The sequence below is a fragment of the Pantoea agglomerans NBRC 102470 genome (assembly GCF_001598475.1).
Lineage (GTDB): Bacteria > Pseudomonadota > Gammaproteobacteria > Enterobacterales > Enterobacteriaceae > Pantoea > Pantoea agglomerans.
This window is the reverse complement of sequence record NZ_BCZA01000005.1, coordinates 1-21,248: the sequence shown is the minus strand read 5'-3', so window position 1 is coordinate 21,248 and position 21,248 is coordinate 1. Positions and strand designations below refer to the sequence as shown.

The following is a 21,248-nucleotide window of genomic DNA, read 5'->3' as shown; positions in this document are numbered from 1 at the left end:
GATAATGAAAACGCTGCTGATTAAAGACCCTACACTGGGACTGGCTTCCGCATACATGGCGCAACAACGTCTGGCGGCTGCCGCCGCTGCGGCGGGCCTGACCCTGACTGATAATCCTGCCGACGCTGAACTGGTGATTGTGCTGGGTAAAAACGTGCCGGACGATGCGGCGCTGAACGGCAAAGCGGTCTGGCTGGGCGATATCCAGCTGGCAGTACGTGAGCCAGAAACCTTCCTGAACCGCGCGAAAGCAGAAGCGAAAACCTGGCAGGCTCCGGCTGCGGTAGCAACACCTGCAGCAGGCGCACCTGCTGCACCGGCTCAGGCTGGCGCGCAGAAACGCGTCGTCGCGGTGACCGCCTGTCCGACCGGCGTGGCGCACACCTTTATGGCTGCCGAGGCCATTCAGGCTGAAGCGACCCGTCGCGGCTGGTGGGTGAAAGTTGAAACCCGTGGTTCAGTGGGAGCCGGTAACGCGATCACACCGGAAGAAGTCGCTGCCGCCGATCTGGTGATCGTCGCAGCTGATATCGAAGTCGACCTGGCGAAATTTGCCGGTAAGCCGATGTACCGTACCTCAACCGGTCTGGCGCTGAAGAAAACTGCGCAGGAGCTGGATAAAGCGGTAGCAGAAGCGAAGCCGTACAAAGCGGCGGCTGGCGGACAGAGCAATTCCAGTGAAGAAGAGAAGAAAGGCGGAGCAGGGGCTTATCGTCACCTGCTGACCGGTGTTTCTTATATGCTGCCGATGGTGGTCGCAGGTGGTCTGAGCATCGCGCTGTCGTTTGCCTTTGGTATCACGGCGTTTAAAGAGCAGGGCACGCTGGCTGCGGCGCTGATGCAAATTGGTGGTGGCAGCGCCTTTGCCCTGATGGTGCCGGTGCTGGCGGGCTTTATCGCCTTCTCCATCGCTGATCGTCCGGGTCTGACGCCGGGTCTGATTGGCGGTATGATCGCCACCAGCATTAACGCAGGTTTCTTAGGCGGTATTATCGCGGGCTTTATTGCCGGTTATGCGGCGAAGCTGATCAGCGGCAAAGTTAAACTGCCGCAGAGTATGGAAGCGCTGAAACCTATACTGATTATTCCCCTGTTCGCCAGTCTGATCACCGGTCTGCTGATGATCTACGTAGTGGGTAAACCGGTTGCTGGCATCATGAACGGCCTGACGCACTGGCTGGCCAACATGGGAACGGCGAATGCGGTCCTGCTGGGTGCCATTCTGGGCGGCATGATGTGTACCGATATGGGCGGTCCGGTAAACAAAGTGGCTTACGCGTTTGGCGTCGGGTTACTGAGTTCGCAGACCTATGCGCCAATGGCAGCCATTATGGCAGCCGGTATGGTGCCACCGCTGGCGATGGGGCTGGCGACGCTGGTTGCCCGTCGTAAATTCAATAAAGGTCAGCAGGAAGGTGGTAAAGCAGCACTGGTTCTGGGTCTCTGCTTTATCTCTGAAGGCGCGATTCCGTTTGCCGCCCGTGACCCGATGCGCGTTCTGCCTTGCTGTATCGTTGGCGGTGCAACCACCGGCGCGATCTCCATGGCAATTGGCGCAAAACTGATGGCACCGCACGGTGGACTGTTCGTACTGCTGATCCCTGGCGCGATTACCCCGGTTATCGGCTATCTGATGGCGATCATCATCGGTACTGCGATTGCGGGTCTGAGCTATGCGGTACTGAAACGTCCGGAAGAGCAACTGGTGAAAGCCTGATTTGCTGAAGTGCATAATTTGCTGAAGTGAAAATAACAGGGAGCCGGATGGCTCCCTGTTTGCTTTTACAGACGGTTCCCGAAGCCAAAGCGACGGGAGCATACGCCTGGAGTAAAGCATCGCGGGCCATGGACAAAAAGCCGGGAGCGTTTTTGAACAACGCAAAGCGTTGGCCCGGCTACGGGCGCACCTCAGGGATGAGGTGCGTAATCGCCCGCGCTGCGCCTGCCAGGGATGGCGTTTTTTTGCGTCTTTACGGAAGGCGTATGCTCCCTGAGCCAGCGTTCTCTCTAAACGAAAAGGGAGCATGCCAGCCAGTTAAGCGACAGGTGATAACGCAGTCTGGTGCCGCTCAGGGGCTGGCGGTCCTCGCGCCGCTGCGCGGTTCCTTCACTTCATTCGCCTGCCTGACGGACCGCCGGGGATGGCACATCCTGTGCCGCCCCGCCTTTCGCCCGCGTCCTGCGGGCTCTCCTGGCAGACTCATTCTGTTCAGCGCTGCGGATTGCCTGCTCCTGATCGCCACCGGCCTGCTCTGAAGCTTCTGGTGCGTACTGTTAAAAAGGGCACGAGAGTGGAGGCCTGAGCGCCTCTGCTGCTGAAAGGGCTATCCGCAGCGCTGAGGGGTGACGGTGGGCCAGAAGTCCACGCCGGGAAGCGTGGACAGTTCGGGGCCGGCCAGGGAGGGCCGATCCCCGAACGGTTCGTCGGCACGACGTCAAAGCCGAAGGTACCGCGTGAGCGGCGCGAGGACGGCCCGGCAGCAGCAGAGGTGCGCAGGCACGCACTGCGGCTCGCTCGTCCAGAAAAAAAGGCTGCCACGTCTGACCGTGACAGCCTTAACAAATCTAATCTTAACTGACCAGCATTGAGCCAGCTGGCTCCCTTTTACTATCCCTGCTGTTCGGCTTTCAGCCAGGCAATCTCATCTTTCCAGATATCAGGATTAATGGTCTCCAGAATCAACGGGATGCCATCGAACCGCGGATCTTTCATCAGCCAGCTAAACGCTGTTTTGCCGATATTGCCTTCACCCAGGCTGTGATGGCGGTCGACGCGACTGTCGAAGGCGCTTTTGGCATCGTTAAGGTGCATGCCGCGCAGATAGTTAAAGCCGACAATGCGCTCAAATTCGGCGAAGGTCGCTTCGCAATCCGCTTCGGTACGCAGGTCATAACCACCGGCAAACGCATGGCAGGTATCAATACAGACGCCGACACGCGACTTATCTTCAACATGCTCAATAATGGTGGCGAGATGCTCGAAGCGGAAACCCAGATTACTGCCCTGACCGGCGGTATTCTCAATGACGGCGGTGACGTTCTGGCTCTGGTCGAGGGCGATATTGATCGACTCCGCAATCCGCTTCAGACAGGCCTCCTCATCAATCTGATGCAGATGGCTGCCCGGATGGAAGTTCAGCAAAGTCAGGCCGAGCTGGTCGGCACGTCGCAGCTCATCAATAAAAGCCGCGCGGGATTTCTCCAGTGCCTCTTCAACCGGATGACCCAGGTTAATCAGGAAACTGTCGTGCGGCAGGATTTGCTGCGGACCGAATTTGTACGTCTCGCAGGCGGCGCGAAAAGCATCAATCACCTCAGTCGAGAGCGGGGCAGCCTTCCACTGACGTTGATTTTTAGTAAAGAGCGCGAAGGCGGTGGCTTCTATTTCATGGGCGCGGATCACTGCCTGATCCACGCCACCTGCCGCACTCACGTGTGCGCCAATATATTTCATGCCTTTCTCCTGGGGCTGTGCACGGATGAAACGGCATGATACCCGATGCCGCTAGCCCATGAAATGTTGCACCAGCAGATTGATTGCACCGCCGCCCGCGATTAACCAGACAAACACCAGCGCACCCAGCAGCAGCGGTTTAACGCCTGCCTCACGCAATGCCCCGAAACGGGTGGTCAATCCCAGCGCCGCCATCGCCATCGCCAGCAGCAGACCCGCCAGCTGATTCAGCGTAGCCACCACCGCGGCAGGCAGCAGCTGCAGCGAGTTAAACAGTGCGACGGCAATAAACAGCAGGGCGAACCAGGGAAATGTCACAGCCTGACGCGCGTTGCTTCCTTGACGTTTGCCGCGTATCACGGCGCTCAGGCAGAGCAGAAAGGGAGCCAGCATCATTACCCGCAGCATTTTGGCAATGACCGCGCTGTTCTCGGCTTCCGGGCTGATGCTGTGTCCGGCGGCCACCACCTGCGCCACTTCATGGATGGTTGAGCCGGTAAAAACCCCGAACTGCGATGCACTGAGATCCGGGAACAGCTCATGCGCCAGCGGCCACAGCAGCGGATAGATAAAAATCGCCAGCGTGCCGAACAGCACCACGGTCGCGATAGCCACCGCAACTTTCGACGGCGCGGCTTTCACTACCGGCTCGGTCGCCAGTACAGCCGCAGCACCGCAGATACTGCTGCCCGCACCTATCAGCCAGACGGTATCGCGATCCAGCTTCAGTAGCCGCATGCCCAGCAGGCAGGTTATCAGGAAGGTGCTGGTCAGGGTCAGCGCATCAATCAGGATGCCGCTGAAACCGACGTCAGCAATTTGTTGTAAAGTGATGCGAAAGCCAAACAGGATGATCCCCAGCCGCAGCAGTTTCTGCTTAGCCAGCAGCACGCCGTTGTCGCAGCGTGACGCCAGTGGCGAATAGATGCTGTTACCGACCAGGATGCCCAGCATAATCGCCAGAGTCAGTGAACCCAGCCCCAGCGCGGCAATCATCGGTTGCTGCGCCAGCCAGCTGGCTGCCCCGGCAATCACGGCGGTCAGCAGCAGACCCGGGATCCAGAGCGGAACGGGATGATGCGGTTTAGCGATGCTCAGTTCAGTCATGGTGGTCACTCCTCCTGGTTGAGACCCGATCATGACGGCGACTGGCTTAAAAGTGAAATTGATAATATATTTATAATTAACCAGAATAAACGATAAGGCAGCAATCATGATAGTTTCGCGTCTGCGCCGCTGGGCGACGTTGATCAAAAGAGATGTGTTTGTGCTGGGGTTTGCCTTCCGCGATCCCCGCACACCCTGGTGGAACAAGCTGGGGATGCTGGGGCTGGTCGCCTATGGCATCAGCCCGATCGATCTCATTCCTGATGTCATCCCCTTTGTCGGTCTGCTGGATGACGCGGTGATTATTCCGACGGGCGTCATGGTGCTGCTGCGTTTACTGCCGCGAGAGGTGCGCATCAGCAGCAGCGAGCGGGCGCAGTCTCAACGTTCGCGTGGCAAAAAGATTGCAGGCTGGCTGGTGGCGATAGGGCTGATCTGGCTGGCATTAATCATTTACCTGGTCAGGCAGTCACTGAGTTAAGAGGCAACGATGCACATTACGCTGCGACAAATTGAAGTTTTCACCGAAGTGCTTAAGAGCGGCTCCACCACTCAGGCTTCGCAACTGCTGGCGCTGTCGCAGTCCGCAGTGAGTGCAGCGCTGGCCGATCTGGAGAGTCAGCTCGGCGTGCAACTGTTTGACCGCGTCGGCAAACGGCTGGTGCTGAATGAGCATGGACGGCTGCTCTATCCCCGTGCAGTAGGGCTGCTGGAGCAGGCGGGCGAAATCGAGCAGCTGTTTAAAGAGGATAACGGCGCGATCCGCATCTTTGCCAGCAGCACCATCGGTAACTATCTGCTGCCAGGCATGATGGCTGCTTATCGTCGCGATTTTCCCCGCCTGCCGCTGGAGCTGAGTGTCGGCAACAGTCAGGATGTGATTCAGGCGGTTTCCGATTTCCGCGTCGATGTCGGATTAATTGAAGGGCCGTGCCATATGACCGAGCTGGTCAGCGAGCCCTGGCTCGAAGATGAGCTGGTGGTGTTTGCCGCGCCAGACGCGGCGATTCTGCAACAGCCGGTGACGCTACAAACCCTGGCTGACGCCCCGTGGATCCTGCGCGAACGCGGCTCCGGCACCCGTGAAATTGTCGATTATCTGCTGCTGTCGCATCTGCCGAGTTTTCAGCTGGGCATGGAGCTGGGCAATTCCGAGGCGATTAAACATGCGGTGCGGCACGGCATGGGCATCAGCTGTCTTTCGCGCCGGGTGATTACCGATCTGCTGGAGGCGGGCACGCTGGTTGAACTGACGATTCCGCTGCCGCGTCTTATCCGCACGCTCTATCGCATCCATCACCGGCAGAAGCATATTTCCAAAGCACTGACGCGGTTTTTTTCCTATTGTCGCGAGTAATTACTAATAATACCGGCGCGATCATGAAGTTAACTAATAACAGGTTGGCATTCGCTATACAGAGGCGATCTGGCTGCTACAATCGCGCCTCATTTTTACCCAGCGTAGCGTTAACACATGCATAATGACTCAAATACAACACAACAACCTGCATTACGACGTGCGTTAAAAGCCCGTCACCTGACGATGATCGCCATCGGCGGCTCCATTGGTACCGGCCTGTTTGTCGCCTCTGGTGCCACCATCGCTCAGGCTGGCCCCGGCGGAGCACTGCTCTCCTATATCCTCATCGGCCTGATGGTCTACTTCCTGATGACCAGCCTCGGCGAACTGGCTGCGTTCATGCCGGTATCGGGTTCCTTCGCCACTTACGGCGCGAAATATGTCGAAGAGGGCTTTGGTTTCGCACTCGGCTGGAACTACTGGTACAACTGGGCGGTGACCATCGCGGTTGACCTGGTGGCGTCCCAGCTGGTGATGAACTACTGGTTCCCCGACACGCCTGGCTGGATCTGGAGCGCGCTGTTCCTGGGGCTGATGTTCCTGCTCAACTACATTTCGGTCAAAGGCTTTGGCGAGGCGGAATACTGGTTCTCGCTGATTAAAGTGGCCACCGTGATTATCTTTATCATCGTTGGCGTGCTGATGATCACCGGCATTATGCGCGGTGCTGAACATGCGGGCTGGCAGAACTGGCAGGTGGGCGACGCGCCGTTTGCGGGCGGCTTTGCGGCGATGATTGGGGTGGCGATGATTGTGGGATTCTCCTTCCAGGGCACCGAACTGATCGGTATCGCGGCGGGCGAATCTGAAGATCCGGCGAAAAATATTCCGCGCGCTGTGCGGCAGATTTTCTGGCGTATCCTGCTGTTCTATGTGTTCGCTATCCTGATTATCAGCCTGATCCTGCCATACACCGATCCGCAGTTGCTGCACAATGATATCGACGATATCAGCGTCAGCCCGTTCACCCTGGTGTTCCAGAACGCCGGTCTGCTCTCTGCCGCCGCCGTCATGAATGCGGTGATCCTGACGGCTGTGCTGTCAGCGGGTAACTCCGGGATGTATGCGTCAACGCGTATGCTTTACAACCTTGCCAGCGAAGGTAAAGCGCCACGGATTTTCGCGAAGCTCTCTAAAGGCGGCGTGCCGCGTAATGCCCTGTGGGCCACCACCGTGGTGGCCGGACTGTGCTTCCTGACCTCAAAATTTGGTAATCAGGAAGTCTATCTGTGGCTGCTGAATACCTCAGGCATGACCGGGTTTATTGCCTGGCTGGGTATTGCCATCAGTCACTATCGCTTTCGTCGGGGCTATGTGGCCCAGGGACGTGACCTGAACGATCTGCCTTACCGTTCCGGCTTCTTCCCGCTGGGTCCGATTTTCGCCTTTGTGCTCTGCCTGATCATCACGCTGGGTCAGAACTACCAGGCATTCCTCAACGACAGCATCGACTGGTATGGCGTGGCGGCAACCTACATCGGCATTCCGCTGTTCCTGATTATCTGGTTCGGCTACAAGCTGACGCGCGGCAGCCGTTTCGTTAAGTACAGCGAGATGGAGTTCCCGGTTCACAAAGAGTAACTCTGCGTCATCGCCCGCACAAAACCCGCCAGGGATGGCGGGTTCTGCGTCTTTGCGAAAGGCGCAGGCTCCCTGAGCCATTCTCCTGCCTGCAACACCGTTTTTTACTGTTTTTTCACGTCTCGCTTATGTTCTCGAATTGATAATTATTATCACCTGCACTATTGTGGCTGCGTTTTCTGACGTGATAGCCACACAGGGTTCAAACATGACTACCGAAACTTCGCTGCTGGCGGGGGAAGAGACGCTTCACCACACCATGCAGAACTATCATCAGGTGCTGCGCCGCCGCTTAATCTGGATTGGCGTGCTGCTGCTGGCGATACTCGCCTCGCTGATCCTCGACTTCACGCTGGGTCCGGCGGGACTCTCACTTGAAACGCTGTGGAATACGCTGCTCAGCCCCGAGAGCGTCGATGCCGGCACGCGCGTCATTGTCTGGGACATTCGTCTGCCCTATGCGCTGATGGCGCTGGTAGTGGGCCTGTCGCTGGGTCTGGCGGGCGCAGAAATGCAGACCATCCTGAATAACCCGCTGGCCAGTCCGTTTACCCTCGGTGTCTCATCGGCGGCGGCGTTTGGTGCCGCGCTGGCCATCATCCTCGGCGTGGGTATTCCCGGCATTCCCGATCAGTGGTTAATTTCTGCCAATGCCTTTGTCTTTGCCCTGTTTGCCGCGCTGATGCTGGATGCCGTAACCCGCTGGACTCAGGTCTCTTCGGCAGGCGTGGTGCTGTTCGGTATCGCGCTGGTCTTCACCTTTAACGCCCTGGTATCCATGATGCAGTTCATCGCCAGTGAAGATACCCTGCAGGGCCTGGTGTTCTGGACCATGGGCAGCCTGGCGCGCGCCTCCTGGGAGAAGCTGGGCGTGCTGAGCGTGGCGCTGGCCATTCTGGTGCCGTTTTCCATGATGAGCAGCTGGAAGCTGACGGCGCTGCGTCTGGGCGAAGACCGCGCGGTAAGCTTTGGCATTGACGTGCGTCGTCTGCGCCTGACTACGTTACTGCGCATCAGTATCCTCTCTGCCCTGGCGGTCGCGTTTGTCGGCCCGATCGGTTTCATTGGGCTGGTCGCACCCCATATCGCCCGCATGATGTTTGGTGAAGATCACCGTTTCTATCTGCCCGCCAGTGCGCTGGTTGGCGCGCTGGTGCTGTCGCTGGCGTCGGTCGCCTCGAAAAACCTGCTCCCCGGTGTAATCATCCCGGTTGGCATTGTCACCTCACTGATTGGCGTGCCGTTCTTCCTGAGTATTATTCTGCGTCATCGGGGGACGGTATGATGGAACAGGGTCTGACGTTACGCGGCTTCAGTGCCGGGTACCCAAAAAATAAAGTCATTGATAATCTTAATATCGCGCCGCTGCCGCGCGGCGAGATCACCGTGCTGCTGGGGCCGAATGGCTGTGGTAAATCGACGCTGCTGCGGGCACTGGCCGGTCTGAATAAAGGCCAGGGCGAGATGTGGCTCAACGGTGAAGATCTTATGACCCAGCCGTTTGCCCGGCGTGCGAAGAACGTGGTTTATCTGCCGCAGTCGCTGCCTGCGGGCGTACATCTGCATGTGCTGGAGTCGATCATCGTGGCGCAGCGTGCCTCCGGTGGTCTGCACAGCGCCAGCAGCGAAGCGGAAATCATGCATCTGCTGGAACAACTGGGCATTGCCCATCTGGCGATGCGATATCTCGATCAGCTCTCCGGCGGACAGAAACAGCTGGTCGGGCTGGCGCAGTCACTGATCCGTCGCCCTAAGCTGCTGCTGCTGGATGAACCGCTGAGTGCGCTGGATCTCAACTACCAGTTTCACGTAATGGACCTGGTGCGGCGCGAAACCGCCCAGCGTAACATCGTGACGGTGGTAGTGGTGCATGACATCAATATTGCACTGCGTCATGCGCAACATGCGCTGATGCTGAAGCAGGGCGCGCTGGTGGCGGAAGGGCAGCCGGATAAGGTGATCACGCCTGCCACTCTGGCAAAGGTGTATGGCGTCGATGGTCGTATCGAACACTGCTCGCGTGGTATCCCGCAGGTGATGATCGACGGGCTGACCGGCCCGGCACTGGTCTGATATTGAGGAGGCGTCCGGTAGGGCGCTGAGCATCACTGTTCTGAGAAAGGCATTTTTACAGGGCAGGCTGGCAGGACACTGGCTCTGTGACAGAGCGTTAGCCAGCAGAGCAGGCATAAAAGTTCAGGGCCGCGATTGCGGCCCTGATTGTTTACGCCAGCAGATGCTGCGCATGGAAGCGCAGATGATCTTCCACAAAGCTGGCTATAAAGAAGTAGCTATGGTCATAACCTGGCTGAATGCGCAACGTCAGCGGGAAACCCACCTCATTCGCGACCTCTTGTAACCGCTCCGGTTGCAGCTGATCGGCCAGGAACTGATCGCTGTCGCCCTGATCGATCAGCATTGGCAGCCGATGCGACACCTCCGCCATCAGCTGGCAGCTGTCATATTCCCGCCACGCCGCACGATCGTCGCCCAGATAGGCCTGAAACGCTTTCTGGCCCCAGGGTACCTGCATCGGATTCACAATCGGAGCAAAAGCGGAAGCCGAGGCAAAGCGGTTACCCAGACGCAGCGCCAGCATCAGCGCGCCGTGTCCGCCCATGGAGTGACCCATAATCGACTGACGTTCACTGACCTTGAAGTTATCCGCAATCAGGGCGGGTAACTCGCTGCTCAGATAATCGAACATGCGGAAATGGCTGGCCCAGGGCTGTTGGGTGGCATTGAGATAAAATCCCGCGCCCTGACCCAGATCGTATCCTTCATCATTCGCAACCCCTTCGCCGCGCGGGCTGGTGTCCGGCATAATCAGCACCAGACCCAGTTCCGCTGCAACCCGCTGTGCACCGGCTTTGCTGGTGAAGTTCTCATCGTTGCAGGTCAGCCCGGCCAGAAACCAGACCACCGGCGGCGGCGCATCACCGTGCGGCCCAGGCAGATAGATGCTGAAGGTCATCGGGCAGTTCAGCAGCAAAGACTGATGACGCCAGCGCTGTTGCCAGCCGCCAAAAATACGGTGTTCTTCCAGTAGCTCCAGAGTGGATGCCATAACGCCTCCTGATTACTTGTTAAAGTGCACGACCGAGCGAATCGATTTTCCTTCGTGCATCAAATCAAAGGCGTCGTTGATCTCTTCCAGCGGCATGGTGTGGGTGATGAAGTCGTTCAGCGCAAATTTACCGTCGAGGTAATCCTGCACAATGCCAGGCAGCTGCGAACGGCCTTTTACGCCGCCAAACGCAGAACCACGCCAGACGCGGCCGGTCACCAGCTGGAACGGACGAGTGGAGATCTCTTCACCGGCACCGGCGACGCCGATAATCACGGACTCGCCCCAGCCTTTGTGGCAGCACTCCAGCGCGGAACGCATCACGTTGACGTTGCCGATACATTCAAATGAGAAATCCACGCCGCCGTCGGTCAGCTCGACAATCACATCCTGAATCGGCTTGTCGTAATCTTTCGGGTTGATCAGATCGGTGGCACCCAGTTTGCGTGCCAGATCGAATTTGCTGGTGTTAAGGTCGATGGCAATGATGCGGCCCGCTTTCGCCATCTTCGCGCCGATGACCGCAGAGAGGCCAATGCCGCCGAGACCGAAAATCGCCACGGTATCGCCTTCTTTCACTTTGGCGGTGTTCATCACCGCGCCCATGCCAGTGGTCACGCCACAGCCCAGCAGACAAACCTCTTCCAGCGGCGCTTCTTTACTGATTTTCGCCAGCGAGATCTCCGGGATTACCGTGTACTCAGAGAAGGTTGAGGTGCCCATATAGTGGAAAATGGGTTTGCCATCTTTAAAGAAACGGGTGGTGCCATCCGGCATCAGGCCTTTACCCTGAGTGGTACGGATCGCCTGGCAGAGGTTAGTTTTGCCTGAAAGACAATATTTACATTTGCCACACTCCGGGGTGTAGAGCGGAATGACGTGGTCACCCACTTCAACGCTGGTCACGCCTTCGCCCACGGCTTCGACGATGCCGCCGCCTTCATGGCCAAGAATCGCCGGGAAAACGCCTTCCGGGTCGGTGCCGGACAGGGTGTAGGCGTCGGTATGACAGACGCCGGTCGCGACGATACGCACCAGCACTTCACCTTTCTGCGGTGGCATTAAATCAACTTCTTCGATTTTCAGCGGTTCGCCAGCAGCCCAGGCAACAGCGGCACGGGTTTTGATCATATTCATGCAATCCCTCTTCCAGTCAGATTGTGACGCGCAGTGGCGCCGGGTGGTCGTGATGATTCAAAGCCTGGTGGGTCAGGCTCTTAAACATAGCGTGGAACGCTTATTCCGCCGCCTGTAATGGGTAAATCAGCTCATCGTTGAGCGGACGATCGTCAAATTGTTCAATAATCAGGTACTTCAGTGCTTCAACATTCGGCGTAAAGGCGTCGCGTCGCCACATCAGCCAGGTGGCGGTGTCGCGATAAGCGGGAGGTAACGTATGCGCCTGCACCCGTGTCCGATCCGCCATCTGCTTCAGCACCGAGGCCGGAATCATCGCTACGCCCGCACCGCCTGCCACGCAGGCCAGCATGGCGTGATAGGACTGAATCTCCATCACACTGTTGGGCGCAGTCTGGCTGTCCCGATACCAGCTCTCCAGCTTCACCCGGTAAGAGCAGCTGTTGCGAAAGGCAAACAGGGTATCGTCCTGCACGTCGCGCGCGGTGGCGATTGGCGCATGATCGAGGCCGGTGATCAGTATCATCTCTTCGCGAAAGGCGATGCAGCCATTGAGATCGTCATGGGAGACCGGGCCATCCACCAGCGCGGCCGCCAGGGTGCCTTCACGCACCCGATCGATGATTTCGCCCGAGGTGCCGGTAATCAGCGATAGCGCCACTTTGGGGAAGCGCTGGTGATAGGCGGCGAGCAGGCCGGGCAGACGCGTCGCCGCGGTGCTCTCCATTGAGCCCAGCGCAAAGTTGCCCGCCGGTTCACCGGTGCGGGTCATGCTCATCGCTTCTTCACTTAATGCCAGGATACGCTGCGCATAATTCAGAAAATTATGGCCCATTGGTGACAGGCGAATGCGCTGTTTCTCACGAATAAAGAGATCCACACCTAATTCTTCTTCCAGCTGGCGCAGCCGCGTGGTGAGATTAGAGGGGACGCGATGCAGCTGTTCTGCTGCGCGCGCCAGTGAACCCGTTTCGGCGACGGAACAGAACATACGCAGCTGAACTAAATCCATATATTCTCTTCCTGTAAGCAAGTTGGTTAAAATTATTCACTTTCCGTGAGTTTAATCATCCTGCATGCTGTTAGCAAGTCAGAAGAGATCTCAGGGCAGAACAACAGGAGTTCAGCAATGGCGTTACGCGTCGCGCTCAGCGCGTTTTTAACCTTATTTGTCGCGATGGGCATTGGCCGGTTTGCCTTTACGCCCCAGGTGCCGCTGATGATTCAGGCACACCAGCTGACACTCACCAGTGCCAGCCTGGTCGCGGCACTTAATTATCTTGGCTATCTGTGTGGCTCATTTGATGCCATGCGCGCACACCGGCGGGTTGAGCTGCGATTGCAGGCGGGCGTATGGGGCGCGGTGATCCTGACCCTGCTCTCAGCATTCGCCAGCGGACCGTGGCTGCACGGCGCAATCCGCTTTCTGATTGGCTGGTCCAGCGGCTGGGCGATGGTGCTGGTGGCGGCCTGGAGCAATGAACAGCTGCATCGCCATGGCCGGGCAGGGCTGTCGGCGGCCGTTTTTGCCGGGCCAGGCTGCGGCATTTTTGTCAGCGGTCTGCTGGGGGTAGCGCTGCACACATTGCAGGTTTCTGCCGGTCTGGCCTGGGCCGCTTACGGTGCGCTGGCGCTGCTGCTGATTGCGCTGATTACCCGTAATCTGCCGCGTCGGGGCGAACTGCATCGCCCGGATCAGGCACCCGAGCCGCTGGTGCTGGATCGCAACCTTAAACGGCTGGTACTGAGTTACAGTCTGGCGGGCTTTGGCTACATTCTGCCCGCCACCTTTTTGTCGCAGATGGCCGCCACGCGGTTTCCGGACGGCATCTTCGCGCAGTTTGTCTGGCCGATTTTTGGCGGCGCGGCGATGATCGGCATCCTGCTGGGGATCCTGACGCGACGCTGGGGGCACAGCCACGTCCGCCTGGCACTGGTGCTGTGGGCGCAGGCGCTGGGCGTATTTGCCGCGGCGCTGCTGCCAGGCTTTAGCGGCCTGCTGGCCGGTGCGCTGCTGGTGGGGGGCGGTTTCCTCAGCGTGGTGCAGCTGTCGCTGCTCTGCGCCCGTGAGCTGGCACCCAATCATCTGCGCTACATGGCTGGCCTGCTGACCACCGGCTATGCTATCGGGCAGCTGGTCGGCCCGCTGCTCTCTTTTCTCTCCACAGCCCTGTTACATCGGCTGGAGCCTGCCCTGTGGGTTGCAGGGGTTAGCCTGGTCTGGGCCGGGCTGCTGGTGTGGCGGCGAACCGGGTGAAAAGCTTTCATCACCAATCTGATTGATTGCTGGATTCCCCGCAAAGAAAGTTTCACAATACGCGCCTGATTACAGGGCCCGCTGGCAAAAGCTGGCGGGCGCAACACCAGCCGGAGAAGAGTAAGATGAGCACCCTAAGTCAGGAAGCTGCCCTGGTTCACGAAGCGCTGCTGGCGCGTGGACTGGAAACGCCGTTACGTGCACCGACGCGCGATATAGATGACAACACACGTAAAAGTCTGATTGCCGGGCACATGACCGAGATTATGCAGCTGCTGAATCTGGATCTTGAAGATGACAGCCTGATGGAAACGCCGCATCGCATCGCCAAAATGTATGTGGATGAAGTCTTTTCCGGTCTAGACTACGCCAACTTCCCGAAAATCACCGTCATTGAGAATAAAATGAAGGTTGATGAGATGGTGACCGTGCGTGATATCACGCTGACCAGCACCTGTGAACACCACTTTGTGATCATCGATGGCAAAGCGACCGTCGCCTACATTCCCAAAGAAAAGGTGATTGGCCTGTCGAAAATCAACCGTATCGTGCAGTTCTTCGCCCAGCGCCCGCAGGTGCAGGAGCGTCTGACGCAGCAGGTTCTGGTCGCATTGCAGACGCTGCTGGGCACCAACAATGTGGCTGTTTCTATTGATGCGGTGCATTACTGTGTGAAAGCGCGTGGCGTAAAAGATGCCACCAGCGCCACCACGACGACCTCTCTGGGCGGTCTGTTCAAGTCCAGCCAGAATACCCGCCAGGAATTTTTGCGCGCGGTGCGCCATAGTTGAGTCTACGGCGGGCGCATAACGTTGCCCGCCTCAATGGTGCAGGTGCCGCATGCAACGCTATCACGCGCTGGATTTCATTCGTGGATGTGCCATTCTCGGCATTCTGCTGCTCAATATTGTCGGCTTCGGCCTGCCTTCTGCCGCCTACCTTAATCCGGCCTGGCAGGGCAGCGTCAGCCTGTCCGATGTCTGGACATGGGCGATCTCTGACGCCTTTGCCCAGCTCAAATTCCTCACCCTGTTTGCGCTGCTGTTTGGCGCAGGGCTGCAAATGCAGCTGCCACGCGGCAGTCGCTGGCTGACTGCCCGGCTCTCACTGCTGGTGCTGATCGGTTTTCTGCACGGCGTTTTTCTCTGGGAGGGCGATATCCTGCTGGACTACGGCATTATCGGGTTGGTGGTCTGGCGGGTAGTGCGCGATGTCCCTTCCACCCGCAGCCTGATGAATACCGGCATTCTGCTCTATCTGGTGGGCTGTGGCGTTCTGCTGGTGTTTGGGTCAATCTCCGATCCTGAACCGACCCGATCCTGGCTGCCAGGTGCTGCCGATCTGCAATATGAACAGTACTGGAAACTGACCGGCGGCTGGGAAGCGATACAGAACCGGCTGGATCATCTCTCGTCAGGACTGATGGCGCTGGCGGCGCAGTATGGCTGGCAGCTGGCGGGCCTGATGATGATCGGTGGCGCACTGCTGCGCAGTGGCTGGCTGCTCGGCGAGTTTTCAGCGCAACATTACCGTCAGGCGGCGGCGCTGCTGCTGACGATGGGGTTATTAATTGCGGTGGCCGGTGTGGCAGCGCAATGGCTGTTACATTGGGAATTCCGCTGGACCGCTTTTTATCTGCAAACCCCGCGCGATCTCGCCAGCCCGCTGATTAGCCTGGGCTATGCCGCGCTCTGTCTGGCTTACTGGCCGCAGATAGCGCGCTGGCGCATCAGCTATGCCATTCAGTGCGTGGGCCGCATGGCGCTGACCAACTATCTGCTGCAGTCGCTGATCTGCACCACGCTGTTCTATCGCTTCGGCTTCTATATGCACTTCACCCGGCCGGAACTGGTGCTGATGGTGCCTGCGGTCTGGCTTATCAATATCCTGTTTTCACTCATCTGGTTACATTTCTTCGCACAGGGTCCGCTCGAGTGGCTGTGGCGGCGGCTCACGCTGATCTCAGCCGGTAAATCGCGCATCACTGACAACGCCAGATAATGACCGCCATCACAAAGGTTACAGAATTGTATGTAACCGTTTTCATTGATGTGACGCAATTCACGCTGTACGCCTCCTGCCCCTGACAAAATAGCGCCGGTGTTCAACCCGGCGTGATGCCTTATTTTTCCTCTGTGGAACTGCTGCATGATAACAATTCGTGATGTTGCCCGTCAGGCTGGCGTGTCGGTGGCGACCGTGTCGCGCGTCCTCAATCAGAGCAGCGCCGTCACCTCTGACACCCGCGACGCCGTGTTACAGGCGGTGGAAGCGCTGGGCTATCGGCCCAACGCCAATGCGCAGGCGCTGGCGACGCAGGTCAGTGACACCATTGGCGTGGTGGTGATGGATGTTTCGGATCCCTTCTTCGGTGCACTGGTTAAAGCGGTGGATACCGTGGCGCAGCGCGTGCACAAACATGTGTTAATCAGCAACTCCTGGCATCAGGAAGAGAAAGAGCGTCATGCCATTGAAGTGCTGATTCGTCAGCGTTGCAGCGCCCTGGTGGTACACGCGAAAACGCTGCCTGACGCTGAACTGGCGGATTTTATGCGCCACGTTCCGGGCATGGTGGTGATTAACCGCATCGTGCCCGGATTTGAACACCGCAGTGTCAGTCTGGATAACGTCACGGGTGCGTTGATGGCCTCACGAACCCTGCTACAGCAGGGGCATAGCCGCATTGGCTACCTTTGTTCCAGCCATCCCATCGAAGATGTGGCGCAGCGCCGTGAAGGGTGGATTCAGGCGATGGCAGAGCAGGGCATCCGGCCGCAGGAGAGCTGGATAGCCAGCGCAGAGCCCGATATGCAGGGCGGCGAAGCGGCGATGGTGGAGCTGCTGGGACGCAATCTCAATCTCAGTGCGGTGTTTGCCTATAACGACGGCATGGCGGCTGGCGCACTCACTGCGCTGAAAGACAACGGCATCCAGGTGCCACAGCATTTTTCTGTCATTGGCTTTGATGACATCCCCATTTCCCGTTACACCGACCCACAGTTAACCACTGTGCGCTATCCCATTGTATCTATGGCAAAAATCGCCACTGAACTGGCGCTGCAGGGCGCAGCCGGACTGCTGGATGACACGGCAACGCACATCTTTATGCCAACGCTGGTGCGGCGTCATTCGGTGGCGCAGCGGCAAAATGTGGAGTCCGTCACTAATTCAGGCGATTCAGCCATGTAACCGTTTTCAATCTGTGATTACATTCACAGTTAATTAACATTGCTCTCACTATGATGGCAGCGTCTTACCGGACTGAAACATTATGTAACGCCAGTGTAACGGCATCAGTTGTGGTCTCAGTAGCCGGTTAAAGGGTTTATACCCTCTTCATGGAAGCATTCTGGCACAGGGAAGTCAGGTTTTAGACGGTGTTCAATGGCTTAACATTCTCATTACGTTAATCGACGCGCCGATCTGTTTTACCGATTGCTCTCCCGCCTGTATGGCGCGGTAGCGCTAAAAAGACCCTGCATAATAAAACCGGAGATACCATGAATAAGAAGGTTTTCACGCTTACAGCACTGGTTGCCAGCATGATGTTTGGTGCAACCGCTCACGCAGCTGACACCCGTATCGGCGTGACCATTTACAAATATGATGACAACTTCATGTCAATGGTACGCAAAGACATCGAGAAAGAAGCGAAAGCGATCGGTGGCGTGCAGTTGCTGATGAATGATTCACAGAATGACCAGTCCAAACAGAACGATCAGATTGACGTGCTGATGGCAAAAGGCGTGAAAGCGCTGGCGATTAACCTGGTTGACCCGGCTGCGGCTGCGGTGGTAGTAGACAAAGCGCGTGCCAACGACGTGCCGGTGGTCTTCTTCAACAAAGAACCTAACGCCAAAGTGCTGGCCGGTTATGACAAAGCTTACTATGTCGGTACCGACTCTAAAGAGTCAGGCATCATTCAGGGTCAGCTGATTGAGAAGCACTGGAAAGCCACACCCGCGTGGGATCTGAACAAAGATGGTCAGATTCAGTTCGTGCTGCTGAAAGGCGAGCCGGGCCATCCTGATGCAGAAGCCCGTACCAAATATGTGATCGATACCCTGAACAAAGATGGTCTGAAAACCCAGCAGTTAGCGATGGATACTGCAATGTGGGATACCGCGCAGGCCAAAGATAAGATGGATGCGTGGCTGTCAGGCCCGAATGCCAAAAAAATCGAAGTGGTGATTGCCAACAACGATGCGATGGCGATGGGTGCGGTTGAAGCGCTGAAAGCGCACAACATGACCTCAATCCCGGTCTTCGGCGTCGATGCACTGCCAGAAGCGCTGGCGCTGGTGAAATCCGGTGCGCTGGCCGGTACCGTGCTGAACGATGCGGAAAACCAGGCGAAAGCAACGCTGGATATTGCCAACAATCTGGCTAACGGCAAAGCTGCCACCGACGGAACAAACTTCAAGATGGTTGATAAGATCGTCCGCGTTCCTTACGTGCCGGTTGATAAAGAAAATCTGTCTCAGTTCGTGAAATAAGATCGATTACGGGCGCGACCGCTGTCGCGCCTTTTTTATGTCACCACCGTTTTTTAGCCAGGTAAAATATGGCCAGTGATAATACGACCGCGCAGCGAGAATATCTGCTGGAAATGACGGATGTCTCAAAATCATTTCCCGGCGTTAAAGCGTTAGATAATGTGAATTTAAAAGTGCGGCCTCACTCTGTTCATGCATTAATGGGCGAGAACGGTGCCGGGAAATCTACCTTATTAAAATGCCTGTTTGGTATTTATAAAAAAGATACCGGCAGTATCCTGTTTCAGGGTAAAGAGATCGACTATAAAAGTTCCAAAGAGGCGCTGGAAAATGGCGTGTCGATGGTGCATCAGGAATTAAACCTGGTCCTGCAGCGTACCGTGATGGACAATATGTGGCTTGGGCGTTATCCGCGCAAAGGCTTCTTTGTCGATCAGGATAAAATGTACCGGGATACCAAAGCGATTTTTGACGAGCTGGATATTGATATCGATCCGCGCGATAAAGTTGCCAATCTTTCTGTATCGCAGATGCAGATGATTGAAATTGCCAAAGCGTTTTCCTACGACGCGAAAATTGTGATTATGGATGAGCCGACCTCCTCGTTAACCGAGAAAGAGGTTAATCACCTGTTCACGATTATTCGTAAGCTGAAAGATCGCGGCTGTGGCATTGTTTATATTTCGCACAAAATGGAAGAGATTTTCCAGCTGTGTGATGAGATCACTATCCTGCGTGATGGTCAGTGGATCACCTCTCAGCCGCTGGAAGGGCTGGATATGGATAAGATCATCTCCATGATGGTTGGCCGTTCACTGAACCAGCGTTTCCCTGACCGTACTAACGTGCCAGGCGAGACGATTCTTGAGGTGCGTCATCTGACGTCACTGCGTCAGCCATCGATTCGCGACATCTCATTTGATTTGCGTAAAGGAGAGATACTCGGTATTGCCGGGCTGGTGGGCGCCAAACGTACCGATATCGTCGAAACGCTGTTTGGCATTCGCGAAAAATCGGGCGGCACCATTAAACTGCATGGCAAACCGATTAATAATCACAGCGCCAATGAAGCCATTAACCACGGTTTTGCGCTGGTGACTGAAGAGCGTCGCTCAACCGGTATTTATGCTTTCCTCGACATTGGTTTTAACTCGCTTATTTCCAATATCAAAAAATATAAAAACAGTATGGGACTGCTGGATAATAAACGCATGAAGAGTGATACCCAATGGGTGATCGATTCTATGCGTGTAAAAACGCCAGGCCACCATACTCAGATTGGTTCGCTTTCGGGCGGTAACCAGCAAAAAGTGATTATTGGCCGCTGGTTATTGACCCAGCCTGAAATCCTGATGCTTGATGAACCCACTCGCGGTATTGATGTTGGTGCAAAATTCGAAATTTACCAGTTAATTGCTGAGCTGGCGAAAAGAGAAAAGGGCATCATTATTATCTCATCCGAAATGCCGGAGCTGTTAGGCATTACCGATCGTATTCTGGTAATGAGTAATGGTCTGGTAGCAGGCATAGTTGATACCAAAACGACCACGCAGAACGAAATATTGCGTTTAGCGTCATTACACCTTTAATGAAGCAAGGGCTGTTAACATGAAAGCGACTACAAAAAAGAATGCGCTAACCTGGTTAAAAGAGGGCGGCATTTATGTCGTGCTGCTGGTATTGCTGGCTATTATTATTTTCCAGGACCCCTCATTTTTAAGTTTAATGAACCTGAGTAATATTCTGACCCAATCTTCGGTGCGCATTATTATTGCACTGGGTGTGGCGGGTCTGATTGTGACCCAGGGTACTGACCTGTCAGCCGGACGTCAGGTCGGTCTGGCGGCGGTGGTCGCCGCGACGCTGCTGCAGGCGATGGATAACGCGAACAAGGTCTTCCCGACGCTGGATACGGTGCCGATTCCACTGGTTATTCTGACCGTGTGCATCATCGGCGGCGTGATTGGTCTGGTCAACGGTGTGATTATTGCTTACCTCAAGGTAACGCCATTTATCACCACGCTGGGCACCATGATCATCGTTTACGGTATCAACTCACTCTATTACGACTTTGTTGGCGCATCACCGATTGCCGGTTTTGATACAGGGTTCTCGAAATTTACCCAGGGCTTCTTACGCTTTGGTGATTTCAAGCTTTCGTTCATCACCTTCTACGCCGTGATTGCCATTATTTTCGTCTGGGTGCTGTGGAACAAAACCCGCTTCGGCAAGAACATTTTTGCTATCGGCGGTAACCCGGAAGCGGCGAAAGTCTCAGGCGTTAACGTCAACCTGAACCTGATCATGATTTATGCCCTGTCAGGTGTGTTCTACGCCTTCGGCGGGATGCTGGAAGCGGGGCGTATCGGTTCGGCCACCAACAACCTTGGCTTTATGTATGAGCTGGATGCGATTGCGGCCTGTGTGGTCGGCGGTGTCTCCTTCGCCGGTGGGGTGGGTAGCGTGGCGGGCGTAGTGACCGGTGTGTTGATCTTCACCGTCATCAACTATGGTCTGACCTATATCGGCGTTAACCCTTACTGGCAGTACATCATTAAAGGCGGCATCATCATCTTCGCCGTGGCGCTGGATTCCCTGAAATATTCTCGTAAGAAGTAAGTCCAACTCCACGCTAAAGAAGCGACCTTCGGGTCGCTTTTTTATTATGTAAAAGAAGGGATTGTTGCTGGAGTGCAGGCATTGTTGCTGGAGTGCATGCCTTGTCGCTGTGAGATCGAGTCTGCGAAGGGAACACGGTCAGATCGGAAAGTCGCAAAAGCCGTCATCCA

The 21,248-nt window shown here is 56.3% G+C and carries 18 protein-coding genes; 13 read left to right on the top strand and 5 right to left on the bottom strand.

The window, feature by feature from the left end; genetic code table 11:
- Positions 1 to 4: 4 nt before the first annotated feature.
- Positions 5 to 1,717: a PTS fructose transporter subunit IIBC gene (gene fruA / locus PAG01S_RS10720; protein ID WP_062758575.1), complete on the top strand. Its 1,713-nt coding sequence runs from the start codon at positions 5 to 7 to the stop codon at positions 1,715 to 1,717.
- Positions 1,718 to 2,608: 891 nt separating this feature from the next.
- Here the strand turns inward: fruA and nfo are convergent.
- Together nfo and PAG01S_RS10705 are read right to left on the bottom strand one after the other, a co-directional pair.
- Positions 2,609 to 3,454 (bottom strand): deoxyribonuclease IV, encoded by an 846-nt coding sequence (gene nfo / locus PAG01S_RS10710; RefSeq protein ID WP_010671008.1) that lies wholly within the window; start codon positions 3,452 to 3,454, stop codon positions 2,609 to 2,611.
- A 51-nt stretch (positions 3,455 to 3,505) separates the two neighbouring features.
- On the bottom strand, positions 3,506 to 4,561 hold the full coding sequence (locus tag PAG01S_RS10705; protein WP_062758861.1) for a YeiH family protein: 1,056 nt from the start codon (positions 4,559 to 4,561) through the stop codon (positions 3,506 to 3,508).
- Between the two features lie 106 nt (positions 4,562 to 4,667).
- Here PAG01S_RS10705 and PAG01S_RS10700 point away from each other — a divergent pair, with 106 nt between their 5' ends.
- From PAG01S_RS10700 to PAG01S_RS10680, 5 genes are all read left to right on the top strand, one after another.
- On the top strand, positions 4,668 to 5,042 hold the full coding sequence (locus PAG01S_RS10700) for a YkvA family protein (RefSeq protein WP_031592072.1): 375 nt from the start codon (positions 4,668 to 4,670) through the stop codon (positions 5,040 to 5,042).
- A 9-nt stretch (positions 5,043 to 5,051) separates the two neighbouring features.
- The gene (gene yieE, locus PAG01S_RS10695) at positions 5,052 to 5,918 is read left to right on the top strand and encodes a DNA-binding transcriptional regulator YeiE (protein WP_062758570.1); all 867 of its coding nucleotides are present in this window, start codon (positions 5,052 to 5,054) and stop codon (positions 5,916 to 5,918) included.
- Between the two features lie 117 nt (positions 5,919 to 6,035).
- Positions 6,036 to 7,502, top strand: coding sequence for an amino acid permease (locus tag PAG01S_RS10690; protein WP_010248283.1), 1,467 nt, complete (start codon positions 6,036 to 6,038; stop codon positions 7,500 to 7,502).
- A 208-nt stretch (positions 7,503 to 7,710) separates the two neighbouring features.
- Positions 7,711 to 8,787 (top strand): FecCD family ABC transporter permease, encoded by a 1,077-nt coding sequence (locus PAG01S_RS10685; protein ID WP_010248280.1) that lies wholly within the window; start codon positions 7,711 to 7,713, stop codon positions 8,785 to 8,787.
- Positions 8,787 to 9,575 carry an ABC transporter ATP-binding protein gene (locus tag PAG01S_RS10680; RefSeq protein WP_010248276.1) on the top strand — a complete coding sequence of 263 codons (789 nt, stop codon included), beginning with the start codon at positions 8,787 to 8,789 and terminating at the stop codon, positions 9,573 to 9,575. Before PAG01S_RS10685 ends, PAG01S_RS10680 begins: the two co-directional genes overlap by 1 nt.
- A 151-nt stretch (positions 9,576 to 9,726) precedes the next feature.
- On the opposite strand, the gene fghA is transcribed toward PAG01S_RS10680, so the two are convergent.
- From fghA to ptrR, 3 genes are all read right to left on the bottom strand, one after another.
- Positions 9,727 to 10,569: an S-formylglutathione hydrolase gene (gene fghA / locus PAG01S_RS10675; protein ID WP_062758567.1), complete on the bottom strand. Its 843-nt coding sequence runs from the start codon at positions 10,567 to 10,569 to the stop codon at positions 9,727 to 9,729.
- 12 nt (positions 10,570 to 10,581) lie between these two features.
- Complete coding sequence (locus PAG01S_RS10670; protein ID WP_010248270.1) at positions 10,582 to 11,706, bottom strand: S-(hydroxymethyl)glutathione dehydrogenase/class III alcohol dehydrogenase; 1,125 nt, start codon at positions 11,704 to 11,706, stop codon at positions 10,582 to 10,584.
- A gap of 100 nt (positions 11,707 to 11,806) precedes the next feature.
- Complete coding sequence (ptrR, locus tag PAG01S_RS10665; protein WP_033767419.1) at positions 11,807 to 12,718, bottom strand: putrescine utilization regulator PtrR; 912 nt, start codon at positions 12,716 to 12,718, stop codon at positions 11,807 to 11,809.
- Between the two features lie 117 nt (positions 12,719 to 12,835).
- Here ptrR and PAG01S_RS10660 point away from each other — a divergent pair, with 117 nt between their 5' ends.
- From PAG01S_RS10660 to mglC, 7 genes are all read left to right on the top strand, one after another.
- On the top strand, positions 12,836 to 13,963 hold the full coding sequence (locus PAG01S_RS10660) for a YbfB/YjiJ family MFS transporter (RefSeq protein ID WP_061703764.1): 1,128 nt from the start codon (positions 12,836 to 12,838) through the stop codon (positions 13,961 to 13,963).
- Positions 13,964 to 14,088: 125 nt separating this feature from the next.
- A complete protein-coding gene (gene folE, locus PAG01S_RS10655) occupies positions 14,089 to 14,754 on the top strand; it encodes a GTP cyclohydrolase I FolE (RefSeq protein WP_010248259.1) in 666 nt (221 codons plus the stop codon).
- 49 nt (positions 14,755 to 14,803) lie between these two features.
- Complete coding sequence (gene yeiB, locus PAG01S_RS10650) at positions 14,804 to 15,964, top strand: DUF418 domain-containing protein YeiB (protein WP_062758564.1); 1,161 nt, start codon at positions 14,804 to 14,806, stop codon at positions 15,962 to 15,964.
- 147 nt (positions 15,965 to 16,111) lie between these two features.
- Positions 16,112 to 17,152: an HTH-type transcriptional regulator GalS gene (gene galS, locus PAG01S_RS10645; RefSeq protein ID WP_022625039.1), complete on the top strand. Its 1,041-nt coding sequence runs from the start codon at positions 16,112 to 16,114 to the stop codon at positions 17,150 to 17,152.
- A 311-nt stretch (positions 17,153 to 17,463) separates the two neighbouring features.
- Positions 17,464 to 18,459 (top strand): galactose/glucose ABC transporter substrate-binding protein MglB, encoded by a 996-nt coding sequence (mglB, locus tag PAG01S_RS10640; RefSeq protein ID WP_010248252.1) that lies wholly within the window; start codon positions 17,464 to 17,466, stop codon positions 18,457 to 18,459.
- A 68-nt stretch (positions 18,460 to 18,527) separates the two neighbouring features.
- The gene (mglA, locus tag PAG01S_RS10635) at positions 18,528 to 20,048 is read left to right on the top strand and encodes a galactose/methyl galactoside ABC transporter ATP-binding protein MglA (protein WP_010248250.1); all 1,521 of its coding nucleotides are present in this window, start codon (positions 18,528 to 18,530) and stop codon (positions 20,046 to 20,048) included.
- Positions 20,049 to 20,067: 19 nt separating this feature from the next.
- Positions 20,068 to 21,078 carry a galactose/methyl galactoside ABC transporter permease MglC gene (mglC, locus tag PAG01S_RS10630; RefSeq protein ID WP_010248248.1) on the top strand — a complete coding sequence of 337 codons (1,011 nt, stop codon included), beginning with the start codon at positions 20,068 to 20,070 and terminating at the stop codon, positions 21,076 to 21,078.
- The last annotated feature ends 170 nt before the right edge of the window (positions 21,079 to 21,248 follow it).